Origin of the sequence: Paenibacillus sp. GCM10027628, assembly GCF_042676385.1 — a bacterium.
Lineage (GTDB): Bacteria > Bacillota > Bacilli > Paenibacillales > NBRC-103111 > Paenibacillus_E.
In genome coordinates this window covers 33,895-59,476 of the sequence record NZ_JBHTHA010000033.1, presented here as the reverse complement: position 1 = coordinate 59,476, position 25,582 = coordinate 33,895, and the positions used below count along the sequence as shown (strand labels likewise).

22 protein-coding genes are annotated in these 25,582 nt (G+C 48.6%); 3 read left to right on the top strand and 19 right to left on the bottom strand.

Going from position 1 to position 25,582, the window contains the following annotated elements; all coding sequences use genetic code 11:
* Positions 1-28: 28 nt before the first annotated feature.
* The 3 genes from ACFQZT_RS21285 to ACFQZT_RS21275 form a co-directional block, all read right to left on the bottom strand.
* On the bottom strand, positions 29-1,207 hold the full coding sequence (locus ACFQZT_RS21285; protein WP_379302850.1) for a NupC/NupG family nucleoside CNT transporter: 1,179 nt from the start codon (positions 1,205-1,207) through the stop codon (positions 29-31).
* A gap of 133 nt (positions 1,208-1,340) precedes the next feature.
* On the bottom strand, positions 1,341-2,009 hold the full coding sequence (gene deoC / locus ACFQZT_RS21280; RefSeq protein WP_379303197.1) for a deoxyribose-phosphate aldolase: 669 nt from the start codon (positions 2,007-2,009) through the stop codon (positions 1,341-1,343).
* Between the two features lie 172 nt (positions 2,010-2,181).
* Entirely contained in the window at positions 2,182-3,447 is a 1,266-nt protein-coding gene (locus tag ACFQZT_RS21275) for an aminopeptidase P family protein (RefSeq protein ID WP_379302849.1), read from the bottom strand.
* Between the two features lie 169 nt (positions 3,448-3,616).
* Here ACFQZT_RS21275 and ACFQZT_RS21270 point away from each other — a divergent pair, with 169 nt between their 5' ends.
* From ACFQZT_RS21270 to ACFQZT_RS21260, 3 genes are read left to right on the top strand one after another with little or no spacing between them, the layout of a single operon-like run.
* On the top strand, positions 3,617-4,975 hold the full coding sequence (locus ACFQZT_RS21270) for a spore germination protein (RefSeq protein ID WP_379302848.1): 1,359 nt from the start codon (positions 3,617-3,619) through the stop codon (positions 4,973-4,975).
* Between the two features lie 32 nt (positions 4,976-5,007).
* Positions 5,008-6,078: a GerAB/ArcD/ProY family transporter gene (locus ACFQZT_RS21265; protein WP_379302847.1), complete on the top strand. Its 1,071-nt coding sequence runs from the start codon at positions 5,008-5,010 to the stop codon at positions 6,076-6,078.
* Positions 6,075-7,163: a Ger(x)C family spore germination protein gene (locus tag ACFQZT_RS21260; RefSeq protein WP_379302846.1), complete on the top strand. Its 1,089-nt coding sequence runs from the start codon at positions 6,075-6,077 to the stop codon at positions 7,161-7,163. The genes ACFQZT_RS21265 and ACFQZT_RS21260 overlap by 4 nt, the downstream gene beginning before the upstream one ends.
* Before the next feature lie 64 nt (positions 7,164-7,227).
* Here ACFQZT_RS21260 and ACFQZT_RS21255 read toward each other — a convergent pair whose 3' ends face one another.
* From ACFQZT_RS21255 to ACFQZT_RS21180, 16 genes are all read right to left on the bottom strand, one after another.
* A complete protein-coding gene (locus ACFQZT_RS21255) occupies positions 7,228-8,094 on the bottom strand; it encodes an NAD-dependent epimerase/dehydratase family protein (protein ID WP_379302845.1) in 867 nt (288 codons plus the stop codon).
* 26 nt (positions 8,095-8,120) lie between these two features.
* Positions 8,121-8,882, bottom strand: coding sequence for an SDR family NAD(P)-dependent oxidoreductase (locus ACFQZT_RS21250; RefSeq protein WP_379302844.1), 762 nt, complete (start codon positions 8,880-8,882; stop codon positions 8,121-8,123).
* Positions 8,883-9,170: 288 nt separating this feature from the next.
* Positions 9,171-9,701 carry a DUF2179 domain-containing protein gene (locus tag ACFQZT_RS21245; protein ID WP_379302843.1) on the bottom strand — a complete coding sequence of 177 codons (531 nt, stop codon included), beginning with the start codon at positions 9,699-9,701 and terminating at the stop codon, positions 9,171-9,173.
* Positions 9,698-10,867: an iron-containing alcohol dehydrogenase gene (locus ACFQZT_RS21240; protein WP_379302842.1), complete on the bottom strand. Its 1,170-nt coding sequence runs from the start codon at positions 10,865-10,867 to the stop codon at positions 9,698-9,700. The genes ACFQZT_RS21245 and ACFQZT_RS21240 overlap by 4 nt, the downstream gene beginning before the upstream one ends.
* The gene (locus ACFQZT_RS21235; RefSeq protein ID WP_379302841.1) at positions 10,864-11,988 is read right to left on the bottom strand and encodes a Zn-dependent alcohol dehydrogenase; all 1,125 of its coding nucleotides are present in this window, start codon (positions 11,986-11,988) and stop codon (positions 10,864-10,866) included. The genes ACFQZT_RS21240 and ACFQZT_RS21235 overlap by 4 nt, the downstream gene beginning before the upstream one ends.
* 25 nt (positions 11,989-12,013) lie before the next feature.
* The gene (locus ACFQZT_RS21230; RefSeq protein WP_379302840.1) at positions 12,014-13,510 is read right to left on the bottom strand and encodes an aldehyde dehydrogenase family protein; all 1,497 of its coding nucleotides are present in this window, start codon (positions 13,508-13,510) and stop codon (positions 12,014-12,016) included.
* Positions 13,507-14,802, bottom strand: coding sequence for a lyase family protein (locus ACFQZT_RS21225; protein ID WP_379302839.1), 1,296 nt, complete (start codon positions 14,800-14,802; stop codon positions 13,507-13,509). The genes ACFQZT_RS21230 and ACFQZT_RS21225 overlap by 4 nt, the downstream gene beginning before the upstream one ends.
* On the bottom strand, positions 14,789-15,772 hold the full coding sequence (locus ACFQZT_RS21220; RefSeq protein ID WP_379302838.1) for an ABC transporter ATP-binding protein: 984 nt from the start codon (positions 15,770-15,772) through the stop codon (positions 14,789-14,791). The genes ACFQZT_RS21225 and ACFQZT_RS21220 overlap by 14 nt, the downstream gene beginning before the upstream one ends.
* Before the next feature lie 15 nt (positions 15,773-15,787).
* Entirely contained in the window at positions 15,788-17,233 is a 1,446-nt protein-coding gene (locus tag ACFQZT_RS21215; RefSeq protein WP_379302837.1) for an NAD-dependent succinate-semialdehyde dehydrogenase, read from the bottom strand.
* A gap of 13 nt (positions 17,234-17,246) precedes the next feature.
* Entirely contained in the window at positions 17,247-18,191 is a 945-nt protein-coding gene (locus ACFQZT_RS21210) for an ABC transporter substrate-binding protein (protein ID WP_379302836.1), read from the bottom strand.
* A gap of 66 nt (positions 18,192-18,257) precedes the next feature.
* Positions 18,258-18,899 (bottom strand): ABC transporter permease, encoded by a 642-nt coding sequence (locus tag ACFQZT_RS21205; RefSeq protein WP_379302835.1) that lies wholly within the window; start codon positions 18,897-18,899, stop codon positions 18,258-18,260.
* Positions 18,900-18,945: 46 nt separating this feature from the next.
* Entirely contained in the window at positions 18,946-19,566 is a 621-nt protein-coding gene (locus ACFQZT_RS21200) for an ABC transporter permease (protein ID WP_379302834.1), read from the bottom strand.
* Positions 19,566-20,696, bottom strand: a complete 1,131-nt coding sequence (locus ACFQZT_RS21195) for a mandelate racemase/muconate lactonizing enzyme family protein (RefSeq protein WP_379302833.1) — start codon at positions 20,694-20,696, stop codon at positions 19,566-19,568. The genes ACFQZT_RS21200 and ACFQZT_RS21195 overlap by 1 nt, the downstream gene beginning before the upstream one ends.
* Before the next feature lie 504 nt (positions 20,697-21,200).
* A complete protein-coding gene (locus ACFQZT_RS21190) occupies positions 21,201-22,100 on the bottom strand; it encodes an ABC transporter substrate-binding protein (RefSeq protein WP_379302832.1) in 900 nt (299 codons plus the stop codon).
* A 56-nt stretch (positions 22,101-22,156) separates the two neighbouring features.
* Complete coding sequence (locus ACFQZT_RS21185) at positions 22,157-23,467, bottom strand: sigma-54-dependent transcriptional regulator (protein ID WP_379302831.1); 1,311 nt, start codon at positions 23,465-23,467, stop codon at positions 22,157-22,159.
* 11 nt (positions 23,468-23,478) lie between these two features.
* Complete coding sequence (locus tag ACFQZT_RS21180) at positions 23,479-25,542, bottom strand: ATP-binding protein (RefSeq protein WP_379302830.1); 2,064 nt, start codon at positions 25,540-25,542, stop codon at positions 23,479-23,481.
* Positions 25,543-25,582 lie beyond the last annotated feature (40 nt).

Here is a 25,582-nt window from a genome sequence, read left to right as displayed (position 1 = left end):
CTTACTCCTTTAGCTTTGTTATTTTTACTTAAATGAATAATCCGGCTACGATAGCTGATAAAACGCTGACCATCGTTGCCCCGTATAATAATTTCAGACCAAAACGGGCCACAACATTCCCCTGCTTTTCGTGAAGCCCCTTCACTGCGCCCGCGATAATACCGATAGAGGAAAAATTTGCAAACGAGACAAGGAAAACCGAAACGATGCCAATGGTACGCCCGGATAGAGCCGCATGCTTGCCAAGTTCAAGCATCGCTACAAACTCGTTGGAGACCATCTTGGTCGCCATAATACTTCCGGCTTCAACGGATTCGTGCCAAGGAATGCCCATCACAAAGGCGAAAGGGGCAAAAATGTAACCTAGCAATACCTGAAACGATACGCCAAAAATGCCGTTGAAGATCCCGTTTATCAGCGCAATTAAGGCTACGAAACCGATCAGCATCGCAGCTACAACAATGGCCACTTTGAACCCGTCCATAATATATTCGCCCAGCATCTCAAAGAATGACTGTTTCTCTTCTTCCTGTACGACCAAAATATCTTCTTCTTTATTAACCGTATAGGGATTCAGGATCGAAGCAATAATGAAGCCCCCGAACAAATTGAGGACAAGAGCCGTCACCACATACTTGGGTTCGATCATGGTCATATACGCCCCGACAATCGACATCGATACCGTTGACATAGCAGATGCGCATAAGGTGTAGAGCCGCTGCTGCGGAAGTTGACCTATTTGTTTTTTAACGGAAATGAAGACCTCAGATTGTCCCAAAATAGCGGAAGCCACCGCATTATACGATTCTAATTTTCCCATGCCGTTCACTTTGCTCAAAATAAGACCAATATATTTAATAATAAACGGCAAAATTCTTGTGTATTGCAAAATCCCGATAAGCGCTGAAATAAACACGATCGGCAATAACACATTGATAAAAAACGGGGCTTGTCCTTGATTGGCTATCCCGCCGAATACAAAGTTGATTCCTTCTCCGGCGAATGTCAACAACTTCTCGAAAACGGTTGAAAAGCTTTTGATCAGCAAAGCTCCCGCGAACGTATTTAGCAAAACAAAAGCTAAAATGGCCTGCAGGACGATCATAACAATTAGCGGTCTATAGCGAATATTTCGTTTATCGTTACTGACGAGATACGTGAGGCAAAAAACGACAAGTATACCCAACAAAGCTATTAAATATCTCATGGTGTGCTCTCCCGGAAGTTAGATTGTTAAGGTTTGCTTCATAACTATAAAACGCTTTCATGACTCTTACAAATAGAAAGCATTTTCCTTAGAACAAAGTCTGCTCCATAAAGGAGCAGCACAGGAAATCAGATTAATACGAAGATGTCGATACTTCGCCTTCCATAATTTTCACTCCGGAACTAGCGCCAATTCTGGATGCGCCTGCCGCAATCATTTTTTTCATATCTTCCAAATTACGGATCCCTCCAGAAGCTTTGACACCCATTGTTTCTCCTACCGTTGAACGCATAAGGGCTATATCTTCGGCAGTTGCTCCGCCACTAGAGAAGCCTGTCGAAGTTTTGACAAAGTCAGCCCCGGCTTTAGCAGCAAGTTGACAAGCGAGGACTTTTTCTTCTTTCGATAAGAGACACGTTTCAATGATTACTTTCACAAGCGCCTTACCTGCAGCCGCATCAACGACCGAGCGGATATCTGTTTCTACATATGCATGATCGCCGTCCTTTAAGGCAGCGATGTTAATAACCATATCCACCTCCGTGGCGCCGTTCGCAATCGCGTTGCCAGTTTCAAAGGCTTTAGTTTCGGAAGTCGCAGCCCCAAGCGGGAATCCGATTACCGTACAAACTTTTACACGACTGTCAGCCAACTGTTCTGCCGCGTAGCGTACCCAGGTTGGATTCACACAAACAGATGCAAATTCATATTTCTTCGCTTCGTCCGTTAGTTTGGTGATCTCAGCTTTTGTTGCATCCGCACGTAAAAGCGTATGATCAATCATTCCAGACAAATTTATCATGCTCATTTCACCTTCCTTAAATACGATCCTTCTTACATGCTTATGGTAACACGGAAATAAACATTTGTAAAATCAACAATGTGACTTTATTTCATATTTTGTCCAAAAAGCAAAAAACAGACCTTGTCCATGGGAGAGCTCTCCCTCAAGCAACAAGGACTGTTTATTTATCTCACAGTGACTTTGTCGTTTTTGCTTTGGCCATGAAGGCTTCGATCTCGTCGACTGTCTTTAAGATATCTTTGGAGAGTACCTCACAACCGTCTGCCGTAACGAGTACGTCATCCTCAATGCGGACGCCGATGCCTTCTTCGGAGATGTACAAGCCTGGCTCCACAGTCAGCACCATACCCGGTTGCAAATCCAGCCCTCGGTAGTCGCCGACATCGTGCGTGTCAAGGCCAAGGCTGTGGCTAACCCCATGGTAGTAGACGTTGCTCAGCTCTTCATCGTTCTCGATCACGCCAAGCTCCTTGCACCCTTCGGCCAATACTTGCTTAGTGATCTCATTCAGCTTGGTGAACGGAACACCCGGTTTGATCGCCTTGATGACTTCAAGTTCAGCCTTCAGCACGAGGTTATATATCGCTTTCTGACGCTCGCTGAACGTGCCGCCAACCGGGAACGTGCGGGTGATGTCGGCATTGTATTGATCGTATTCCGCGCCGATGTCGACAAGCACCAGTTCGCCTTCTTGAACATCGTGGTCGTTTTCTTCGTAGTGAAGAACCGTCGCACGGGCACCGCCCGCCACAATCGGCTCAAAGGCATAATGTTTCGCACCGGAAGTTCGCAAGTTGTACGTAAAGTGTGCTTCCAGCTCCGCCTCATTGACGCCTGGACGCATGTGAGACACCATTCTCTCGATGCCTTCCTTCGTGATTTCGATGGCGCGCTTCATCTTGACGATCTCATCTTGTGACTTGAACAGTCGCATGTGGGCAATGAGTCGGTACAGATTCTGCACGACAAGTGCCGGATATTGCTCCCGTATTTTGCGTGCAAACAGTTCCTCCCGGCCCGGCAGGTCATGGAACCCGCGTCGTTCGAGGTCGAAGTACACGGTTTTGCAGTCATAGTTCGTTACGGCCGTTTGGAAGAAGCGTTCAAAGGCATCGCGATCTTGCACCTTCTCGATGCCGGTAATCCCTTTAGCTTCGTCCGCGGTCATCATCTTACCGGTCCATTTTTCCAATACCGGTTCAACTTTTTCAATAAACAGCGTCTCTTCGACTTGGGTGCCGCGCTTGGTAATGACCAGGATTGAGCCCGGTTTGGTCAGTCCAGTTAGGTAATAATAATGGCGGTTCGGCTTAAACGGATAATTCGCGTCCGCTGATTTATGGGGAGCTTCCCCAGCAAACAAAACGGCAATCGAATCGTCAGCCAAACCTTGAATCAACTTTTGACGGTTATTAACAAAAAAGGTCTGTTCCATTGATTGCACTCTCCCTATTACAAATCCTATAGCTATGCTGCTCTATTTTACCATAAAGTGGTTGTAAAAGTTGTAGATGCTAAAAGCATCGTCAGTAGTCTCGCTCCACGGTTTCTTTTTTCCATATCTGGGCACGATAACCTGTAAATTGGTTTGAGGAGTTATAGCAATGAGTGAACGAATCGACAGCTTGCTCGAAGCGTTAATCGGTATTTTATCGGCTTCGGATGACAATCAGAACCTGCAGCTGCAAAAAGAGGACGGGACTCTTCACCTGCTATATAACGTTTCCCTTTGCGATCCGAGCAAATTGTACGCATTCATTCGGGTTCCTTTTGCCAAAAATAAGAATATTGCCGAATTTGCAATCTATATGAAGGATTTGGCCGAAACAGTCGAACCATCCGATACGGGAAGCCTGCTGAAAATGCTCTACGAGGGATACGCCTTAATCTTCATGGAAGAGCAGATCCTGGCGTTTAAAGCGGTGAAAGATCTTGGTAATCAGCCAGTCCCGTCCCAAGTGGAAGGAACGCTGTACGGGCCCCAGAATGCATTATGTGAAGATAATGAAACCAATATCAGCATCATCCGCCAAAGATATCCATCCGTCAATCTGATCGTTGAGAACTTTACCGCGGGAACAATGACACAAACAAAGATTGCCTTACTATATGACTCGGCTGTAGTGAACCAGTCCGCCCTTAGCCATGTGAAGGAAAGACTCAAAGAATTGGATGCCACGGTTATACAGGCCTCTAATCAGTTGTATTTACTGCTGAATCGCCAAAAGTATTCCTTGTTCCCAACCATGCTTCATACCGATAGACCGGACCGCGCCGTGTTCAACCTGTCTCAGGGAAAGATCGTATTTTTGGTTCAGGGAACCCCGTTCGCCATGATCGGTCCAGCGGTTTTTTACGATTTTGTATCGGCTATGGACGATGTTTACACGAATTATTGGATTAACCGTTGTTCCGCTTTTTTGAGATATTTGTCCGTTTTCTTCACTCTGTTTCTGCCAGCCATCTACATTGCTGCCGTATCCTTCAATCCGGAAATGTTCCGTGTACAGCTTTCTCTTTCCATTGCCGGCAGCCGGGCCGCCGTCCCGTATCCTTCTTATATGGAAGTCCTAATCATGTCATTCATGATAGAAGCCCTTACGGAAGCCAGTATACGTCTGCCTAAATATATCGGCTCCACCGCGGCAACTGTGGGAGGGTTGATTCTCGGACAAGCCGCGCAGCAGGCAGGTCTCGTTAGCAGTGTCCTGATTATCGTAGTCTCGCTTGTCGCGATTTCCAGCTTTTTGATTCCCGTGAATCCAATGTTCTATACCATTAGGGTGATCCGCTACCCCTTGATTGTTCTGGCGAGTTTATTCGGGGTGACGGGTTTGGCCGGCGGTTTTTTTGTTCTCCTCATCTGGCTTGCAAATCTGCGCAGTTTCGAGCAGCCCTATTTCCGCATATTCGCTAATGAACGCTCTTCCAGCGGGATGAAAAAGGGAGGGAAAGTGTCATAAACCGCTATTTTTACTATAACGTGGCTATGAGCATGTTGATGAACCTGTTCTTTTATGTGCCCCACTTCCTCATAGAAGACCGGTTCAACGGGGCCGTCATGGCTTTGATACTGGGAGGAGCGATTGGCTCGTTGCTTGCTTATCTGTTCTCAGCAGCGATCCGCAAGTTCCCCGGGAAGGGATTACCCGAAATTTTTCAGGAGTCGCTGCCCACGTGGATTTGGAAGCCCGTGCTGCTCTATTTCGTTCTGTTTTGGTTTAGCCTTGGAGTCGCGATCGTGAATACGATTTCGATCATTATAGCCCGCTTCTTTAATCCTGAGATCAAGATAACGTTCCTCGTCCTCTTTTATGTTCTCATTTGCGTTTGGGCCGCATCCCGTCCCACCCGCACTTTGTTATTTGGCCAAGAGATCGCCATGATACTGACTCTTCCAGTGTTGTTTTTTATGCTTGCCAAAGCATATGGCAGCAGGCTGCTGGACTGGGACGCCATTCGAACCGTCGCGAATTATGTCGGTCGCCCGCCATCTATGACGGCGCTGTCTTCCACATCAATTATATTGATGGGCTACCTCAATTTTTGCATTTTTAACCGGAATTTCAAACAAGAGGAGGAGTTTCGTTATCGATGGATTTTACCGATCATGAGTTATTTAACGCTGGCCACCACTTTCTTTATTCCGATCGGCTTCCATGGAACCGTAGGTGTGGGGGAATACCTCCATGTTTGGGTATCCACTGCGGATTCTTTACGCATGAAGTACGGTTTCTTCGAGCGGGTTGTGTATCTTTTCGTTCTGGTGTATATACTGCTTTCGTTTGTATTCGTGTCCGTTATTTGGCATGTCGGGGCAGAGGCGTTCAAAGGCTGTTTATCTTCCAAAAAGCCCAATCTCGATCGGGTGGAAACCCCGGTTTTGAGCTGGTGCCTATGCGGCATCTTCGGTTTGTTGACGGTTGTCTATCAGCTTTTAGTTAAAGAAAAAATGGAGACTATAATTGCAGGTTATTTGGAAATCATCCGGTTTTTGAGCGAGATTGGACTGGTCGGTCTCTTATGCTTTGTCGCAGCAAGAAAACGAAAGAAGGTAAGGTCATGAAGATGACTGTCGTAGCTTTGTTGGTGACGCTGCTCCTAACCGGATGCGGCTTCAAGGATATCGATAAACGGTTCTTCATTACGGCAATCGGAATTGATGATAGCGGTAATCCCGATAAAAAGTATCGGGTTACGCTCAAGCTAGCCATACCTTCCCAAACCATTGTGCCCGGTCAATCCAAATTCCAGATCGTTCAAGAAGAGGCGAGCTCGGTAACGGAAGCCGTTCGCTTGATCAAAGCCAAGGTGGACAAAGAACTGGAATTCGGTCATGCCAAAGTAAGCATATTGGGAAAATCGCTTGCCGAGCACGGCATTGCCGAGCCATTGGACTGGTTGGTGCGGCGGCGCGACATTCAAATGATCGGATATATGGCTGTCGGGGAACCTACTGCGGAGGCGGTGTTAAAAGTGAAGCCAACTTCCGAGCAATTGTCTGGCAATGCCCTCTTTCTCAGCTTTGATCAGGAAGGTTCAGAATCGTCGTATACCATAACGGAGTATTTATTCGATTTCTATCGGCGGATCAAAGAAAAAGGCAAGGATCCTTACCTTCCCGTCATTCAAGCCGAAAAGGATTCCTATATAATTAATCGGGTCATGCTTCTGGATAAAGAACGGGGGGTGCTCACCCTGACGCCTGACCAGACACGTGTCTTCATCACACTGGTGCGAACATTCAGCAAAATTGAGATGGTAACAAATTCCAGTAAGGCCAACTTCATGCTTGCCGTCAGAGACCTCAAAGTGAAATACGATATACAGGACGGAGAAGGAAATCAACCTCCTACAGTCCATATGAAACTAAAAATTGAGGGAAGTGTGGAAGAGACAAATAAAGTGTTTTTTAATGAGAACTGGAGGGACTACGAGCGGGAAGCGGAAAAACAAGGGCAGGCACGAATTCAAAAACTATTGGAGCTGATTCAGCAAAAAGGTGTCGATCCCGTCGGCTTCGGTCTACGCTACCAAGCCACCCATCAAGCAGGAGATAAGGCTTGGCAAGATTGGCAAGCCTTTTATCCAAGTGTCCGTTTCGATGTTAAGGTTCGAGTAAAAATAGCAAGTACAGGGACCATCAAGTGATGGGATGACCCCAAATTGCATCAGCAATCGTTGTCATGGTTGCGATACAGATAACTACGGTTGTTTATTGTTCCATGAAGTAATGCTGCTGTTTCCATCCGAGAACTTCTTTGATCTTGGCATTTGATAGAAAGCTGGCTCGTCCAGGCAAATGTTGGGCGAATTCAGCAAGCTCAGGCATAAATCTACGGATCAGTTCTTCACTAGCAAGATCGGATGAAGTGTCGTCAGCCGCCAAAATAAGCGATTGTGCGCCAAGCCCATCTTTCTCAACAGCCAATCTACAGGCTACAGCCATATCCCTAACATCAATATAGCTCCAAAGAATGCGAATTCGTTCTTCTGGATTAGCGAAGATCATCTTTACTCGCGGATAATCCTTCGGTTCCAAAATATTCCCAAGACGGAAGGAAATAACCTGCATGCCTGTCCTTCGATGGAAAGCTTCCCCTGTCATTTCATTAACCATCTTGGATAATCCGTAACTGTCTTCCGACAATTGAGGGTGGCTTTCATCAATAGGAAGGAAATTCGGCGCGAAAAATTGATTTGCAAACACGATACCGTATGAGGATTCGCTGGATGCGAGTACCACCTTGCTGATACCAAGATTAGCTGCAGCCTCCAAGATGTTATACGTATTCATGACATTATTCCGATATGTCACGTCATTCGGATAAATAAACGCTTCCGGTATCGCAGCGAAGTGAATGACCGCTTCCACGGGTTGTCTATCTCTGATACTGTATGGCGATAAGGCATTGTGAACCTGACCCAAATCGTTCAAATCTACAATCTGTGTCCGGCACAAAGGTTCTTCCGGCAGCTTCCAATCCAAATTCAATACCTCATACCCCTGCTCAACCAACTCTTTGATAATCCATTTACCAGCTTTTCCACTTCCGCCTGTCACGATTATTCTCTTTTTCATCTATATCTCACTCCTACTCAGTAGATTCATATCGTCGGCATTATATTGCCGCCATTCACAGGAATAAATGCTCCCGTAATAAAACTCGCCAAATCCGATGCCAGAAACGCTACCACATTGGCGATTTCCTGATCGGTGCCGCGGCGTTTCATCGGCACATTGCTTTCATATGACGCTTGGCGTTCCGTTTGGTTTTCCCGATCCCTATCGCTGATTGTCCAGCCTGGCGCCACTTGGTTGACCGTCACCTGATGTTCGCCGACTTCCTTGGCAAGCACCCGATACAACCCGTCCATCCCTCGTTTCCCGCTCACATAAGCGGACTGGGAAGGGAAGTTTTGCATGGAGCATTCCGTATTTATACCTATAATCCTGCCCTTTTTTCGTTTGACCATGTCCGGTACAAATGCTTTTGCGAGCAGTACACTTTGTATCACGCACGATTCAAACTGGCTGATATAGTCTTCCGTCGGCTGATCGAGCACCGATGTCCAATTGTATTGAACAACGGCATTTGCAACGACAATATCTACAGCCCCCGTAAGTCCGAACGCTCGCTCCTTCATCGCCGTGACCTCATCCGCTTTGGTCACATCAGCTTGAACAGTCACAGCACGGCGCCCGATACCCTCGATCTCAGCCTGTAACTCGGCCGCCTTCAGCTCATTCTGAATGTAGTGAATGACAACATCCGCTCCACATTGAGCCAGAGTTCGAGCCATGACGCGGCCAAGCTGTCCCGAAGCCCCGGTAATAAGCGCTGTTTGACCTCTCAAATCAATGTTCATAAGGACTCTCCCCTTTTTTCCTCCATCATCTCGCATTTTCAATTATAGGTAATCACACGTGTCATGAGAAGAAGTGAATAAATTTAAACTAAGTTACTTGAAGTTAACTGTAGCTTGGAATGCGGACATTTCACCTTCTCTTACCCGCTACATATTTTATATTACAGAATAGAGGCATCAAGGAGGACCCTACTCAAAACCTGATTTAATATCCAAATGGAGTATGGAACAGCCTTTGTTCCACGGAGGAAAAGCCGGCGTTCCACGGAGGAACACCGGCTCTATTTTTTACATATGTCGATTGCGGCGCCAAGCCGACCTTTTCATTAAAAAACCGCCATGATATAAATTTGGCTCATACGAAACAACGAAAGCTTGTGGATCCAGATACAAAATTTCATGATAAAGCTGCTGCTGCTCTTTGCGATGAATGACAATGGACATGACCCAGCTTGATCCTTCTTTGCCTTCGGCCGGCCATACGGTCACTCCGAAACCTTTTGCCCTCAGTACTTCGGCCATATGACCGTATTCAGCTTTCGTTACCGCCTGTACCGTCACATACCCAAGCGCCAAACGTTCCTCAATTTTCGTCCCCATCAATACGCCAAGTCCATAACTTAAACAATAAACGATCAGATTGAGAGGCTCGTCTAGATGATCAAGTACGATTTTGAAGCCAATGACATAAATACCGATTTCGAACGCACTCATCAGAGCCGCAATGTAACGAAAGCCTTTAACCATGAGGATAAAGCGGGTTGTAAGCATCGAAACATAGACGACCTGCAAAGCGAGAATCACCAAGAGCGTTGTCATCGCGATAAAATCGTTAAAGCAAACTGCTGCAATTCTCCGATCGAGGAGCTGCGGCAGTTGTTATTCCGCATCGGCGCATTCTCTTCAGCCTGCATGATCTCAGCGAACCTCTCAGCATCCGCCGTGCTTAGGCCTTCGCCGCTCAGTGACAGCTTGATACCGCTTGCTTCCACAAGCTCCCGGAACTTGACAGCGCCGGCCTGAGCCAAGGCGAGGTCGCCCTGCCCTTGATCGATAACGCCGAGTGCTCGGGCAATGTCGGCATGGATAAGAACATTAGCTTCGATGTTCCATTCATATACGTCATACTGGGCGATGGCAACTGCCCGCCCATGGTGCACCCGGCCCAGCGTACCGAGCGCGTGGCCGATACAATGTGCAATGCCGGTGCCGCCTTGCTCGATCGCCATGCCGGCAAGCATCGCGCCCAGGCTGAGATCCCCACGGGCTTTCAAATCGCCCGGCTCCCTCACTGCGGCAAGAAGCGATTGGGCCGCCAAACGAATAGCTTCCAGGCTGAGCGCCCTGATCATTGCATTGCTGCGCTTGCCCGCCACCGCTTCTATCGCATGCACGATCGCATCGAGACCGGTAGCAGCCGTTAAGTGCGGCGGCAGCATGGCGGTCAGCATCGGGTCGAGCACAGCCAGATCAGGTGCCATATCGGCATCCCAGCCCCATACTTTACGCTTTTCCTTCGTAGAGAACACGACCGTGCTGGTCACTTCCGCCCCTGTGCCGGACGTTGTCGGAATCATGATCGACGCGATCCGCTTTGGCTGGAACGGATTCGCCATCAGTGCGTAGTGCTCGGCTGGATGCCCGGCGCCAGCGACAAGCGCAGCCATCTTAGCAACGTCCATAGCGGAGCCGCCGCCTAAGCCGACAACGCAGTCGGCTCCGGTTTCTCGGATTAACGCTGCCGCTTGATCGATGGAGATACTGGATGGGTCGCTCTGAACTTCACTAAACAGGTGAGCCTCAACTCCGCCGCTGCGCAATGTCTGCAGAATCGGTTCCGCTACCCCCAGCTGCACCAGTCCCGGGTCTGTAATGAGCACCGCCTTCGTAGCGCTGCACAATGCTTTCACATCTTCCGCGATTTGCCTGGAACGGTCAATGCCAAACACGACTTTTGTCTTCGCTTGAAATTCAAATCCACTCATGTTGATTTCCCTCCAAACTCAATGACGGTCCGCCCAACGTTAACGCAAGAATGATCATGGAAGCTGTCGAAAGCTTGATTAATTTCTTGCAATTGAATGCGTGATAGAACCAGTTCATCCAATTGGAATTTCCCTTCCAGATAGAGCTGCGCGATAATCGGGAAGTCACGGAACGGATGCACATCCCCGTAGAAGCTCCCTTTCAAAATTTTACCGACCCGATGGAACCCGCCTGCCGGCAGTGTCAGCTCCTTCTTCGGATTGAACGCACCGATCACAACCGTTACCCCGCCTTTACGGGTACCTTGCCACGCGGAAGATGCGGCATTCGTATTGCCGGTGCAATCAATGGCATAGTGAACACCGAAGCCGCCAGTCAGTTCCTTCAGTGCATCTGCAGCGTTAACCTGACCTACGTTGACAGTATGGGTGGCGCCAAATTTTTTGGCGATTTCTAGATTCTGATCTTTTAAGTCACACGCGATAATTTTGGAAGCGCCGGCTATGCGTGCTCCCTGAATCGCATTCACGCCAACGCCACCAATACCAAATACGGCAACCGTAGAGCCCGGCGTTACTTCCGCAGCGCGGACGGCAGCTCCATAACCCGTCGCTACACCGCAGCCGATCAAGGAAGCTTGTGCGAAGGGCATGTCATCGGGAAGCTTGATACAGCTCATTTCGGGAACAACGGCATATTCCGCAAAGGTAGATAAAAGCGAATTGTGATAAACCTTATTGCCATTCATGCTAAGACGCGTCGAGCCGTCCAGCAGCGTACCTGCGAACATGGGGCCGAAGGCGGACTCGCACAAATTCACCTTGCCCGTTTGGCAAAATTCACAGGTGCCGCAAAATGGAACCCAGCTCAAAGCTACTTTATCGCCGGGCTTCACCGTTTTAACATTCGGCCCTACGTCTACAACGATCCCCGCGCCTTCATGTCCCAGAATCGTCGGTATCGGTGTCGTTTCGTCGAAAAGCGCATTGTAATCGCTATGGCATACGCCTGTTGCTTCGATCTTGACCAGCACTTCATTCGCTTGAGGCGCGGCAAGATCGACTTCCCTAATGGCAAGCGGTTGGCCGATTTCGGTCATGACGGCTGCTTTCATTTTCATGATGCGTTGTCCTCCTAAGACTTTTTTAATGAGCGATCCAGATCGCTTTCGTTTTGGTATAAGAGCTTAAAGAATGAATGGCATACTCCTTGCCCCAACCGCTTTGTTTAAAGCCTCCGAAAGGGCTGGCGTAATCATAACAACCGTACCGATTAACAAATACTTGACCGGCTTCCAGCTTCTTAGCGACCCGATGGGCTCTGGCAACATCGTTCGTCCACAAACCGGCGGCCAAACCGTAAATCGAATCATTGGCAAGCCGTACGGCTTCTTCTTCCGTATCAAATGGAATGACAACGAGCACCGGTCCGAATATTTCCTCCTGTGCAACGATCATGTCATTCGTAACATCAGCCAGTATCGTGGGTCTTACGAAATAGCCTTCTTGATTGCTGCCTTCAACATCGCGATAGCCGCCTGCAGCAACGCGCGCACCCTGTTCGATACCTTTTTGAATGTAATCCAGAATGCTTTCCATATGCGCTTTGGATACTTGTGGACCTTGATTCACATCCGGATCGAACGGGTCACCGAGGCGGTAATCGTTCGCATATTCGGCTAGCCTGGAAACAACCTTTTCGTAAACCGGACGTTCTACGAACAGCCGGGTCGGCGCCGAGCACTTTTCCCCTTTATGCGTAAATAATCCATAGAAAGAACGCTCGATTGCCGCATCCATATTCGGCGCGTCGGCGAACAATATATTTGGCGATTTCCCGCCAAGCTCAAGTGTCACCGGCTTCAGATTTGAATCCGCCGAATCGTGAACGAGCTGCTTGCCAACTCCCGTACTGCCGGTGAATGAAACTTTGTCCACGCCCATATGGCGGGTGATATAGGATCCGATCCGGCCTTCACCGAGGATGAGATTGATCGTTCCCTTCGGCAACAGACCGGAATCGTGAATGATTTCGAATAAACGAATGATCGAGTAGCTCGTCGCGCTCGAAGGCTTGAAAACTACCGTATTCCCCATAGCAAGTGCAGGCGCCAGCTTCCAGACGCCCATGACGATTGGGAAATTCCAAGGAACGATTTGACCGCACACCCCGATCGGATCTTTCGTCGTAAAGCTCGTAAAATTGCCTTCCACCGGGTTCACTTCGCCGTAAAACTTATCTACCCAGCCCCCGTAATACTCAAAAAGCTCAGCTGCTTCGGTCACGTCATCCAAATAGGCTTCCTTGTAAAGCTTGCCGTTGTCCAAAGATTCTAGCGTCGCTAGCTCTGCTTGATGCTGGCGGATCAGTGCGGCAATTTGCCACATGGTGCGGCCTCGTTCTTTGCGGGACATCGACTTCCATTCGCCCTGTTCAAACGCTTGACGAGCGGCTGCAACCGCCTCATTCACATCTTCCTCATTCGCGCCCCGGAAATTACCAAGCGCCTGTCCGTTCGCCGGATTGATCGAGCTGATCAGCGAACCTCTGCCGGTTACCCATTCCCCGCCGATGTAAAGGGATTTCGTCGTCTCTAACCAATCTTGTGCCCATTCCAGTTGGGCAGGTTGAATGTTACTCATGCGTCTCTCTCCTCCCGAAACTTCTCTCTGATTTTTTCCGGTCCCCATTGCTTCAACCACTCTGAGACCTGTTGATACCCATATGTTTCCTTCAAATCAACAATCATCGGAATGAAACTGTCCGCATAGCGCCTGCACATTTCCTCGTTTATCGTGATGCCGGATAAGCATCGCGATTCAAATATCGCAACCGTCCGTGAAAGCATCTGCATATTATCCAGCAGCAGCGTGCCCATCAAACCGTCGGCCAAATTCAAATGCACCTCGCCCAGCTCTACGGCCGATTGGATGGTGTGGTCATTTCCATTGATCAATAATCCGCAATGAATAACGGTTTCGGGAATGACCGGATTCACTTTGCCTGGGAAAAAAGAAGAACCCGCCTGCACGGCAGGAAGCACCAGCTCCGTGAGTCCGCTTTCCGGTCCGGAGGAGAGCAGCCGCAAATCCTTGGCCAGCTTAACCAGCACGGCTGAGGTAAGGCGAATCTCCGAAGACAACCGCCCCAGATCGTCCGGATATTGCGCTGCATCAAAGAGGTCCGGCCTCGGCTGCAATGGAAGTCCGGCGATTTCCGCCAAAATGGGGACGATCGCTTCACGGTACACCGGGTTTGCTCCGACCCCGGAGCCGATTACTGTGCCGCCCAGATTGATCCGGTGTATGCTGTCCACAGCTTGATTCACTGCAACAAGACGACGCGACAGCGCAGATGCGGAAGCTTGAAACAATATACCGGCGGATACGCGCATACCGTCCTGCCAACATGTACGGGCGATTGTTAGTACGGGCTCAAACTCCGCAGCTTTGCGATTCAGCGTATCTATGACATGCGCGAGATTTTCCGCCAGTGGCCGGAACGACTGAATAAGCGCTATGCGGATCGCTGTATGGCAGACATCGGCTGTCGACTGGGATGCATTTACATGATCCGTCGGGTTCACATTCCCGCCAGCCAAGGCGGCAATTACCTCGTTCACGTTCATGTTGATGCCAATGCTGCCTCCTCCATGGAAGGCATCCACAGGAAACTGATGAAGATGTTTGCCTTCGATCAGTTGATTGCAGGCTTCGATGATCGCATCCCGGGTCGGTTCATCGATCTCGCCGGCACGAGCGTTTGCAACAGCTGCAGCTTTTTTTACCATCGCTAATGATCGAACGTATGACTGATATTGCGAAAGGCTGTGGCCGGAAAAGCTCATATTGTTTACGGTCCGTGCCGTCTGTACCCCGTATAACGCATCGTCTGGTATCGTCAGTCGCCCGAAAGTATCTTCAACTATTCGCATAAGTGCGTCCATGCGCTTCCATTTGGTCCAAAATCGTATCGATATCGATCGTTCCAACGCGGCAGTTCATGTGATTGACAACGGTTAATTCCTTAACTCTCGTCTCCACCAGACGGGTAAATACGTCCTTGACGCATTCCTCCAGTTGAACGACACCGTTCGTGCTTACGACCGGCCCTTTATCTTCTTCTTTCAATTTCAGGATGTCGCTTATTTTCAATAGATTCATCCGGCGGTAAATATCCCTGTCACCGACTAACTTTTTCACAAAATCGTTCGCCGGATTTGTAATGATGGCATAGGGAGTGTCAAATTGGACGATTTTCCCGCTTTGCATGACCACGATGCGGTCTGCCAATCGGAACGCTTCATCCACGTCATGCGTTACGAAAAGTATCGTCTTCTTGGTCCTGCGTTGAATTCGCCGCAATTCATCCTGTAAACTCAACCGTGTGATGGCATCAATGGCGCCGAACGGTTCATCCATAAGCAAAATATTCGGATCAGCTGCCATCGCGCGGGCTATGCCGACTCTTTGCTGCTGCCCCCCTGAGAGCTGGCTGGGAAGTCGTCTACGGAAAACTTTCGGATCCAGATGAACCATTTCCAGCAATTCGTCAATTCGCTCTGAAATAACCCTCTCATTCCAATTCAAGAGCCTTGGAACGACAGCAATGTTATCTTCAATCCGCATATGCGGAAAAAGACCGTTCTGCTGAATGACATAGCCGATCCGGCGGCGCAGCGTCTCCGGCTGCATCGTGCAAATATCCGTCCCGTCGATCTCAATCGTCCCTGAGGTTGGCTCATATAATCGGTTCGTCATCTTCAGCAGTGTGGTTTTCCCGCAGCCCGAAGGACCCAGGAAGACGATAAACTCGCCTTCCTGGACGGCTAAGTTCACATGGTCAACAGCTGGAGCCGGAGCACCAGAGTACTGTTTATGCACTTGCTTGTATGCTATGCTCATCAGCTTCTCACCTCATCAGAAATTCAGATTTACATATTTGTATTCCAGAAAATCGTCGACACCGTGTTGACCGCCCTCACGCCCCATCCCGCTTTGCTTGATGCCGCCGAATGGCGCTTGCACGTAACCAAGCGCAGATTCATTCACACCGATCATGCCATATTCCAGCGCATCACTGACGCGCATCGTCCGGGCGAGATTCGTGGAGTAAAAATAGGAGGCCAGGCCATACGGTGTATGATTGGCGAGACGAATCGCTTCCTCTTCCGTCTCGAACGTGATGAACGGCGCTACTGGACCGAACGTTTCTTCGTTGAAAATCTTCATTTCCGGTGTAACATCCGCCAGTATAGTCGGGGCAAAAAAGCTTCCTTCCGCATATTCCCCTTCTGTGAGCGCATGACCGCCGCAAACGAGTGTCGCTCCTTTATCCATCGCGTCTTGCACTTGTTCCTGCACTTTGACGACAGCCTGGGCATGAATAAGCGGTCCCATTTGCACGCCGGGCTTCATGCCATTGCCGACCCGCAGCTGTTTAATTTTAGAAAAGAACTTCTCGATAAAAGCTTCCTGCACCGATGCCTGGACAAGTATGCGGTTTGCACAAATACAGGTCTGTCCGCCATTTTGAAATTTGTTGTACATCAGCCCCTCAACTGCCGCATCCAGATCCGCATCTTCAAAAACAATGAACGGCGCATGGCCGCCGAGTTCAAGCGAAACCTTTTTGACCTGCTTGGCGGATTGCTCAAGCAAATATTTTCCCACCTGCGTAGAGCCGGTAAAGCTGATTTTACGGACTTTCTCGTTATCCAAAAACTCGCGACCGATCTGCTCCGCATCACCGAGAACCAAGTTGACAATGCCTTTTGGCAAACCGATTTGGTCAAAAATTTCAAATAAAGCGATTGCCGACAGCGGCGTGTCCGGAGCCGGTTTAATAACGGTTGTGCAGCCTGCGGCCAATGCCGGAGCAAGCTTGCGGGTAATCATCGATGTCGGGAAATTCCAAGGCGTGATCGCCGCTACAACACCGATCGGTTGCCGCTGCACCAGGATCTTCTGCGTTGTGCGCGACGGAGGGATGATTTCACCATTAATCCGTTTGGCTTCCTCGGAGTACCAGAGAAGGAATTCCGCGCCCCAAAGCACCTCACCCTTGGCTTCTTCCAGCGGTTTCCCTTGCTCCAAAGTCATGATTTCCGCTAACCGGTCGGCGCCATCGACGATGGCGTCGTACATCTTGCGCAGCCAAACGGATCGTTCTTCCGCCGCCGTGCCGGACCAGACCGGAAAGGCCCGGTGGGCAGCTTCAACGGCGAGTCGCGCCGCTTCTTTGCCTCCAGAAACGATCTCAGTAATCAGCTCCCCCGTTGCCGGGTTATTGACGGAAGAGCGAAGGCTGGATCCAGCCTCCGTCCACTCCCCATCAATGTAAAGTTTCGTTTGTATCGTCAGCATAAGAACCTCCGCGTTATTTGATGAGTTTGTTTTCCTTCAAGAATGCTTTGGCAACCGCTTCAATTTCTTTCTTCTCCGGTCCGTCGACCTGCCAGTTCAATTTTTGAATGGCTTTATCGTCAAGAAGCTTAGACAATTGATTCAATCGATCCTTGATCGCAGGCTCCGCATCCAGCTTCTCTTTGCGAATCAACGGCGCAACATGGTAAGCAGGGAAAAAGCCGACATCATCCTTTAATTGGCTCAAGCCAAGACCAGCGATCTGCCCATCCGTTCCGACAGATACGGTCACATCCGATTGACCGTCTTTCAGCGGGTTATAACGGAGACTGTAATCAATTTGGAATTGTTTCTTGAACTTGAATCCGCCTTTATCCTTAAATACTTTTTGCAAGCCCGGGAGCGCATCATCACGCACATCAAATTCCTGCGGATAGGACAGCGTCAATTCGCTGCTATGAGCGGCCAAATCGGATATCGTGAGGAGCTTGTATTTGTCAGCTGTCTCTTTCTTCACAGCAAAACCATACGTGGCATTTTCCTGCGCGGACTCCAGCCATTCGAGATTCCATTGTTTAAAGCCCTCGCTAAGCATCTGCTCCACTTTCTTCTGATCCTTCTCTACCGGTTGTTTGAGCATCACGGTCAGGCCTGTTCCCGTATACTCCGGGTAAATGTCCAGATCGCCTTTTTTCAATGCTTCGAAAGTCGGGGCTGTACCACCCAAGCTCAACTTTCTTGACACCTTAATACCCATGTCCTCGAAAATTTCAGCATACATTTCACCGATCAGATGGTTTTCCGTATTATCTTTGGAGCCGACCGTCAGCGCAATCGTCAATTTCTTCGCAGTAGATCCGCCGGCAGAGGCTTCTTTCGATCCTCCGTTGCCACAGCCTGCCAGAGCTGCAGCTGCAGCGAGCGTTAATACGGATAACACCATAATGCGTTTTTTCATGTGATAGGTCCCCTTTTCGTTAGATTCAAATTTATCAATCGCCATTAAGGCCGTATTGATCATTCATTAGTAATAACTTAAACGTTTTTGAATGTAAGCGAATACAAATTCACTAATAATGGCTAACAATGCAACAGGAACGGCTCCTATGAGCAAAAAACTTTTGGACATCATACTGACGCCATTGATTATGTAGCTGCCAAGCCCGTTTCCGCCGATCAGCACTGCGAGCGTAGCGCTGGCAATCACCTCTACAGATGCTGTTCGTACTCCTGCCAACATAACGGGGAGAGCCAGCGGAAACTCCACCTTGAGTACCGTCTGCAGAGCTGTCATTCCCATGCCTTTCGCCGCTTCCTTGATACCGGCATCGATCTCCCGAAATGCCACATAAGTGTTTATGATAATCGGTGGACAGGCCAGTACAGTTAAAGCAAGCAGAGCAGGAATAAATCCAACCCCAAGCAGAGGCATGGCCAATGCCAGGATGGCCAGGCTCGGTACAACACGAAACATGTTGATGCCATTGATGATGTAATCAGCGATTGAAAGCTTTCTGGAGATCCATATGCCGAGCGGCACGCATAGAATTAATGCGGCGCCGATGGCCGCGAGACTAAGCTGAATGTGGCTGAATAAGTTGCCCCAAAAAACGGATGCGTTTTCATGAAAATACGTTTGAATCTCTTCCCAAACCAATACGTTCACCTCCCCTAAACACTTTCCACAAGATGCATGCATTCATGAGCATCGACTATGCCATTTTCGGACGAAGCAGACGCTCAATCCAACGGAACAAAACATCCGCCGTGATGGCTAAAAAGGTGATCGCAATGGTGCCCGCAATGATCTTGCCGGTATGCTGATGGTTCAAGCCCTGAAAAATTAGCGTACCGAGTCCGCCGCCGCCGATCCATGCCGCAATCGTGCCGATCGAGATAATGGATACCGTTGCAATTCGAATGCCTGCCAGGATCACCGGAACGGATAACGGCAGCTCGATTTTCCAAACAATCTGCCATTTGCTCATCCCCATGCCCTTGGCAGCCTCCAGCATCAACGGATCGATGCCTTTAATGGCGGATACAATATTCCGCACCAAAATCATCTGTGCGTAAGCAACAAGACCGATCGTAGCCGTCTTGACGCCTAGCCCCGTATATGGAATCAGCGTCGCATAGAGCGCCATGCTGGGAATCGTATAGATAATTCCCAGCACACCTGTCACCGGTGTATACAGCTTCCGGTACTTGGCGACCAGAAATCCGATCGGCACTGCGAAAAGCAGGGCAATTCCGAGTGATGTAAACGTCAATAGCACGTGTTCTCCAAATAGCGCCCCTACCTTATCCAGATTGCTAAGCAAGTAGCTCATCAGCTTTCACCTACATACACGTGTTTATAAGCGTATCGCTCCAGCGCTTCTTCATCGAGCTCGATGCCGAGACCCGGTGCATCAGAGAGAGTCAGATACCCCTCGCTATCAACTTGCAGTTTATTCGCCATGACGAAGTCTCTGCGTTCGGCCGTCCAAGCTGGAGGGTCATACGGAAATTCGAAATACGGACACAGACTAACGGCAGCGGCCAAATGCAGATTGGCCAGTACGCCGATTCCGTTCGTCCACGTATGCGGAGTGAACCATGCGCCATCCGCCTGTACAAGATCGGCAATTTTCTTTGTGTACGTTATGCCTCCGGATAAAGCGACGTCCGGTTGATAAACATCAAGCGAACCCAAGCGATTCAGCTCGACGTAATCGTGCATGCGCCTGTTCATTTCTCCGCCCGCAATGCGGATTCCAGTCATCTCACGAAGCTTGGCGAGTCCGCGAAAGTCATAATGCGGCAGAGGCTCCTCCAGCCAAAATACGTTTAACTGCTCCAATTCTTTCGCCACTTGATACGCCTTTTTTAAATCCCACGTTGGCTCCGTATCCCACGGCATTTTCCATCCTTGGTTTGCATCAATCATGATTTCAATCCGATTGCCTACGGCTTTGCGCACTTCTTCAACGACCTTAATATCATCGCGAACGTCTGCATGGTGAAACCGAATCTTCATCGCCTTATAGCCTTGTTCGATAAACCTCTTCGCCCGTTCAGCCCGCTCGCTCGGTTCGACGATCTCTCCGTTGGAAGCGTATGCAAGAAGTTTATTGCTACGCCCGCCAAGCAGCTTGTAAACGGGTTGCCCGGAAGCTTTACCCATTAAATCCCATAGGGCAAGATCGAGGCTCCAACAACGTCCATAATGAAAATCGATATTGTATATGACTTGGGCATGCCGTTCAATTTCGAACGGGTCTTTGCCGATAAATAGATGCTCGTGTCCTTCAAAACCGGTCATTAAGTCTCCGGAACCGATTCCCGTAATCCCTGCGTCGGTATGAACCTTTACAATTGTGGAAGCAAATTTCTTTCTCGGATTCGGATCCCAAGCCGCTTTGAAAGGCGGGTCTAGCGGAAGCAGATAGTGTTTGATATCAATCGCTGTAATTTTCATCTCTTCACCTCATTTAGTCTTATGTCCTTAATACATAGCAAGAAGCGTGCCAATTGATAAAACCGTTACAAAATCCATAAAAGAAACGCGGAAGACACCAGGAATGTAAGCGATTGCACAAAAGTTTTACATCAAACTGTAAATATATTGCGCAATTTTGACTGTTCACAAGATGCGAAAAACCTGGTCTATGACCAGGTCCTTGTCTAAAGTCGTACGTATGGCAGCGAACTTGGCTTTGTCAATCCTCCATCCTCTCGTCTGTAAAGATGAAAAATATTGTTTCAGACACGATTGCAACATCGCCACATGTCTAGAACAATGAAAAACACTTTTCTAGCTTCGCTCAGCGTACACTACTGCTTTTTTTCTCGTCTGTAAGCATTCAAAACATCGTTAGAGACACGAAATCATCCCCCGATCGCCTCTGTAACGATGAAAGACACCTCTGCAGCCGTGCACTAAACCGACAAAAAAAAGAACACGGTTATCATCCGTGTTCTATCATGGCTTAAGAATATGATTTTGCAATAAAAATTCACGAGCGGTTTGCGTCACATCTTTGTGCAAAATATCGACTTGATACATCAATTCCATCATATTGTCATTATTGACGACTTTTGCAATCGGTTCAATGATTTCGCTAATCTCCGGATTTAGTTCGAGCGTCTTTCTAATGATGACCGGAGCCGCATGGTAGGGCGGAAATAAATGGCGGTCATCCTCAATGATCAACAGATGATGCTCTTTAATTCGGGGATCTGACGCAAGTCCCACCGCGACTTCTACACGCGATTCTTTTACAGCCTGAGGCAGCAGGCTTGTATCCATCGCAACGCTTTGACTTTTCGGAATGACCCAGTCATAGATCTCCTGAAGCCGTTTCATGCCGTCTTCCCTTTGTTGATATTCATCATTGGTGGCGAATTTCATAGACGGGCGTTTTTCCTTGAACACGCGTGCCAAATCCGAAATGGTGTGAATATCGAGCTGCTTAGCTACATCATCCCGCATGAACAGAGCCCAACTGCTATTAAAATTGCTTTTTGGAAGCCAGACAATACCCTTGCCAGCGTCTGCTTCCGAGACCGCCCGGTAAACTTCATCAGGAACATACAATGGCGGCTGTTTTTGATAATATTGCCTTGCCGTTGTTGTATATTCCCAATACAAGTCAATAACCCCGGCTTCCATTGCGGAGCGAACCGCATCGCTATCCAGCGTAACCATCTCATTCACCGGATAGCCGTGCTCCCGCAATACAAGCGATGTCATTTTCATCAATAAATATTGCTCCGTCATCGATTTGGATCCGACCGTTATTTTCGTTTTGTTCAGCGGAAGCGGTTTATTGAGCTCACTTGGCTTTTCCAAACTTCCCTGGTTGTAACAAGCTGATAACAAAAGTAGACAACCTATCGATATAAGCGATATCCAGGAAAAGGACCGATCTCGTCTCATCATCGTTTGATCTTCTTCATCTTGTGAATTAACGTATTGCGGGAGATACCAAGGAGGTCTGCAGCTTTTGTCTGGTTGCCCTTGGCGCGAAGCAGCGCATCCTCGATCATTTTCTCCTCAACCTCCTCAAGCACATCTTGCAGCTTGCCTGCTGGCGATTCGTTCAATTTGCTTTCCGATTGTACGGACAAATTCGCCGGGAGTTCTCCGAGATGCAGCTGTCCGCTAGCTTTGAGGATATGCATCCGCTCGAGGACATTGAACAATTCCCGAACGTTCCCGGACCACGTCAGGGATTCGAACGCTTTCCTGAGCTCTTCAGTGATTGTGACGGATTTACCGTATTTCGTATTCAATTCATGCAGCTTTTGCTGGACAAGCACTGCGATGTCCTCTTTGCGTTCGCGCAGCGGGGGAATTGTTATTTCCACCAAATTTAAGCGGTAGTATAAGTCCTCGCGAAACTTTCCGTCACGGACGAATTCTTGTATATTCCGGTTAGTTGCAGCAATGATGCGAACATCCACTTGACGTTCCTGGTGGCTTCCGAGCCGTATAATTCGTTTTTCTTCAATCACATGCAGCAGTTTCGCCTGTGTGGCAAGTGACATTTCACCGATTTCATCAAGAAAAATGGTTCCTTGGTTCGCTGCTTCGAATTTGCCGATGCGCATATCTACGGCACCGGTAAAAGCGCCCTTTTCATAACCAAACAATTCGCTTTCCAGCAGATTATCCGGGATGGCGGCACAATTCAGCGAGATGAATGGATGATTATGCCGCCGGCTTTCCTGATGAATCCACTTTGCGAGCGCCGTTTTGCCGACGCCGCTTTCCCCAAGCAGCAAGATGCTTGCATCCGTTTGGTTCACCCGCTCCAGCATCTCGCGGATCCGCTTCATAGGTTCGCTGGCAAAAGCCATTGCGCCCGCCATCTCTTCGGCACCGTTCAAAGGCAGCACGGCCTCGATTTTCGAAGCCAGCAGCTTCAGTTCAATCGGCTTATTGAAGTAGTCTGTCGCTCCAAGCTTCATAACCATCACAGCATTCTCCACATTCCCGTAAGCCGTAAGCATGAATACAAGGAGGTAAGGATGCTTCTGCTTAATTGCCTGAAGCACATCCAACCCGGTCATATCCGTCAGCATATAGTCCAAAATGACCGCGCCATAGGTAAACCGTTCAATCAAACCGATGGCTGTTTTCCCATCGTAGACAGTATCTACTTGATAGCCGATGCGCTCTAATTTTATCGCAATGTTGCGACATAACTTCACCTCATCGTCTACGACTAAGATTCGATGTGTCATACTGTTACCTCCTATCTATGGATTGGAAATTTACAAATTACGCTTGTCCCCTCATGAAGCACGCTTTCGATCTGGATTTCTCCCCCGTGCTCCCGAATAATTTCACTAGCGATCGTCAAACCGATCCCCGTTCCCTGCTCTTTGGTAGAAAAGAACGGATTAAACAACCACTGCATATCGCTCTGGGAAATTCCTTCTCCGGAATCTTCAATTTTCACTTCAAGGTAAGGATCGCTTGTTTGAATGCTAAGCATCAATGTACCGCCGTTCGGCATGGCATCAATACTGTTCAAAAACAGATTGAGAAAGAGTTGGATCAACTTATTGTACCTCCCTGCTATCGGAGGCAGTTCCAACGCATATCTCTTGTTCACAATGACCTGCGATTCGTTAAATTTGATTCGCAGCAAGTGTAGAACACGATCGACGAGTTGGTCGATTTCGATCAAGCTTTCATGCTCGTTCTTCGTTTTGGCAAACGATAGAAATTGATTAACGATGCCGCTCATACGCGTAATCACTTCGTCGATATCCATCACAAGCGTACGGATCAATTCAGGATCTTGACGTTCTTCCATCATTTCATCTTTTAATAATTCGGAGCTGCTGGCCAGTACGGCAAGCGGATTTTTAAGCTCGTGTGCCACCCCGGCCGTTATTTGGCCCATCTGAGCCAGCTTTTCGCTCTGATTGACCTGCTCTTCCAACAGCTTGATTTGCGTAATATCCTGAAGTACGGCAAGCACGCCATTTTGGAAAGGCGCCGTAACAATACGTACAATAATCCGTTCCCCCCGCGATCCCGGAATCGCCAATTCCCTTTCTCCATGAAGCGAAGGGATGATCGACAACTCCGGAATAACCGACAGATGCCGTTTGGCCGGATCCGGCCATTGGATTTGAAACAATTGGGAAAATTTTTCGTTGGCATGTGTGACTATGCCCTCATGATTTACGGTTACAACCGCGTATGGAATGCCCTCGATAATATCTCGAAGAAAACGCTCCTTAAAATCAAGCTCTCTTGTCAGTGCTTTCATCGTTCCGGTCAACTCGCTCAGCTCGTCCTTCGCATCCACCCGACCTGATTGCAGCGTGTCCAACGCATGTTCTTGTCTGTATTTTTTTGCAAACCGGGTCAAATGAATGATCGGATAGAGCAACTGTCTCATGCCGAGCAAAATATGAAAGAGCGAAAGCACAATAATTGCGAAAAAACTGACCGTTAACGCCTGGGCTAATGTCTTTACTGGTTGAAATGCGATATCCTTCGGTATACCGAGCGCAAGCCCCCAGTTATCGCGGATTTGCTGAAAAGCGACAATACTTTCTTTGCCTTGATATAAGCTTGAAACGAGGCCCGAATCGCCTACCATCAATCGCTCTCCGATCGGATCGTGCCCGAAGTCCATTCCAAGTATCGCTTCATCCGAAGATGCAATGACACGGCCATTCAGATCGAGCAAATAGCTGAATCCCTCCCGGCTCGCGCTCATTGTACGTAGCATCTCGGACAAGTAGTCCCGGCTCAGCTCTGCAACGAGCGCACCGTGAAACGTCCGGTCTTTATAATAGACAGGAACAGCAATCGTGACTGCTGTTTCATTTCGATAGTTCGGGATAAGACCGGATACCATATAGGTGTAGCTCCATCGAACATGCTCAAGTCCAGGATAGGCATAAGAAACCGCTTGCATAACTGGAGAAAAAGGTGCTTCGAAGCGCAGCTGCGATTCGTTGTCGACATAGTAGATCGAATGTATCATTGAACTTTTAGCAATCGTTTGCTTTGCATTCTCGTACATGGTTTGTTCATCTGAATGAACCGCGAGATTCTGGCCTGCAATAAGCTGCAGTTGCAGCACGACATCCGTAATTTCAGCATTCAATCGCTTGACGATCGCATCAGCACCGATCAAATTATCGCGGGAGATATGCTCTTCCATGACATGATGCGCGTAGCTTACAATAACCCGGTAAATAACGATCGTCGGTATGATCAATACGAACGAAAAGATCAATAAGTATTTCCGGGTCAGCCGGCTAGCAAAGGCTTGAAGGAAAAATGCCATCATCGCTCTCCCCTCATCTTTTGACAGACCCATCATATTCTAA

Excerpts from the sequence above, each read along its gene's own strand:
- ACFQZT_RS21265 (WP_379302847.1), top strand. The coding sequence starts at position 5,008 with ATGTTGATGAACCTGTTCTTTTATGTGCCCCACTTCCTCATAGAAGAC.
- ACFQZT_RS21260 (WP_379302846.1), top strand. The coding sequence starts at position 6,075 with ATGAAGATGACTGTCGTAGCTTTGTTGGTGACGCTGCTCCTAACCGGA.
- ACFQZT_RS21270 (WP_379302848.1), top strand. The coding sequence starts at position 3,617 with ATGAGTGAACGAATCGACAGCTTGCTCGAAGCGTTAATCGGTATTTTA.
- ACFQZT_RS21200 (WP_379302834.1), bottom strand. The coding sequence starts at position 19,566 with ATGAGCTACTTGCTTAGCAATCTGGATAAGGTAGGGGCGCTATTTGGA.
- ACFQZT_RS21215 (WP_379302837.1), bottom strand. The coding sequence starts at position 17,233 with ATGCTGACGATACAAACGAAACTTTACATTGATGGGGAGTGGACGGAG.
- ACFQZT_RS21220 (WP_379302838.1), bottom strand. The coding sequence starts at position 15,772 with ATGAGCATAGCATACAAGCAAGTGCATAAACAGTACTCTGGTGCTCCG.
- deoC (WP_379303197.1), bottom strand. The coding sequence starts at position 2,009 with ATGATAAATTTGTCTGGAATGATTGATCATACGCTTTTACGTGCGGAT.
- ACFQZT_RS21180 (WP_379302830.1), bottom strand. The coding sequence starts at position 25,542 with ATGATGGCATTTTTCCTTCAAGCCTTTGCTAGCCGGCTGACCCGGAAA.
- ACFQZT_RS21250 (WP_379302844.1), bottom strand. The coding sequence starts at position 8,882 with ATGAACATTGATTTGAGAGGTCAAACAGCGCTTATTACCGGGGCTTCG.
- ACFQZT_RS21255 (WP_379302845.1), bottom strand. The coding sequence starts at position 8,094 with ATGAAAAAGAGAATAATCGTGACAGGCGGAAGTGGAAAAGCTGGTAAA.
- ACFQZT_RS21235 (WP_379302841.1), bottom strand. The coding sequence starts at position 11,988 with ATGAAAATGAAAGCAGCCGTCATGACCGAAATCGGCCAACCGCTTGCC.
- ACFQZT_RS21275 (WP_379302849.1), bottom strand. The coding sequence starts at position 3,447 with ATGGAACAGACCTTTTTTGTTAATAACCGTCAAAAGTTGATTCAAGGT.
- ACFQZT_RS21185 (WP_379302831.1), bottom strand. The coding sequence starts at position 23,467 with ATGACACATCGAATCTTAGTCGTAGACGATGAGGTGAAGTTATGTCGC.
- ACFQZT_RS21285 (WP_379302850.1), bottom strand. The coding sequence starts at position 1,207 with ATGAGATATTTAATAGCTTTGTTGGGTATACTTGTCGTTTTTTGCCTC.
- ACFQZT_RS21210 (WP_379302836.1), bottom strand. The coding sequence starts at position 18,191 with ATGAAAAAACGCATTATGGTGTTATCCGTATTAACGCTCGCTGCAGCT.
- ACFQZT_RS21245 (WP_379302843.1), bottom strand. The coding sequence starts at position 9,701 with ATGACAACGCTCTTGGTGATTCTCGCTTTGCAGGTCGTCTATGTTTCG.
- ACFQZT_RS21225 (WP_379302839.1), bottom strand. The coding sequence starts at position 14,802 with ATGCGAATAGTTGAAGATACTTTCGGGCGACTGACGATACCAGACGAT.
- ACFQZT_RS21240 (WP_379302842.1), bottom strand. The coding sequence starts at position 10,867 with ATGAGTGGATTTGAATTTCAAGCGAAGACAAAAGTCGTGTTTGGCATT.
- ACFQZT_RS21195 (WP_379302833.1), bottom strand. The coding sequence starts at position 20,696 with ATGAAAATTACAGCGATTGATATCAAACACTATCTGCTTCCGCTAGAC.
- ACFQZT_RS21230 (WP_379302840.1), bottom strand. The coding sequence starts at position 13,510 with ATGAGTAACATTCAACCTGCCCAACTGGAATGGGCACAAGATTGGTTA.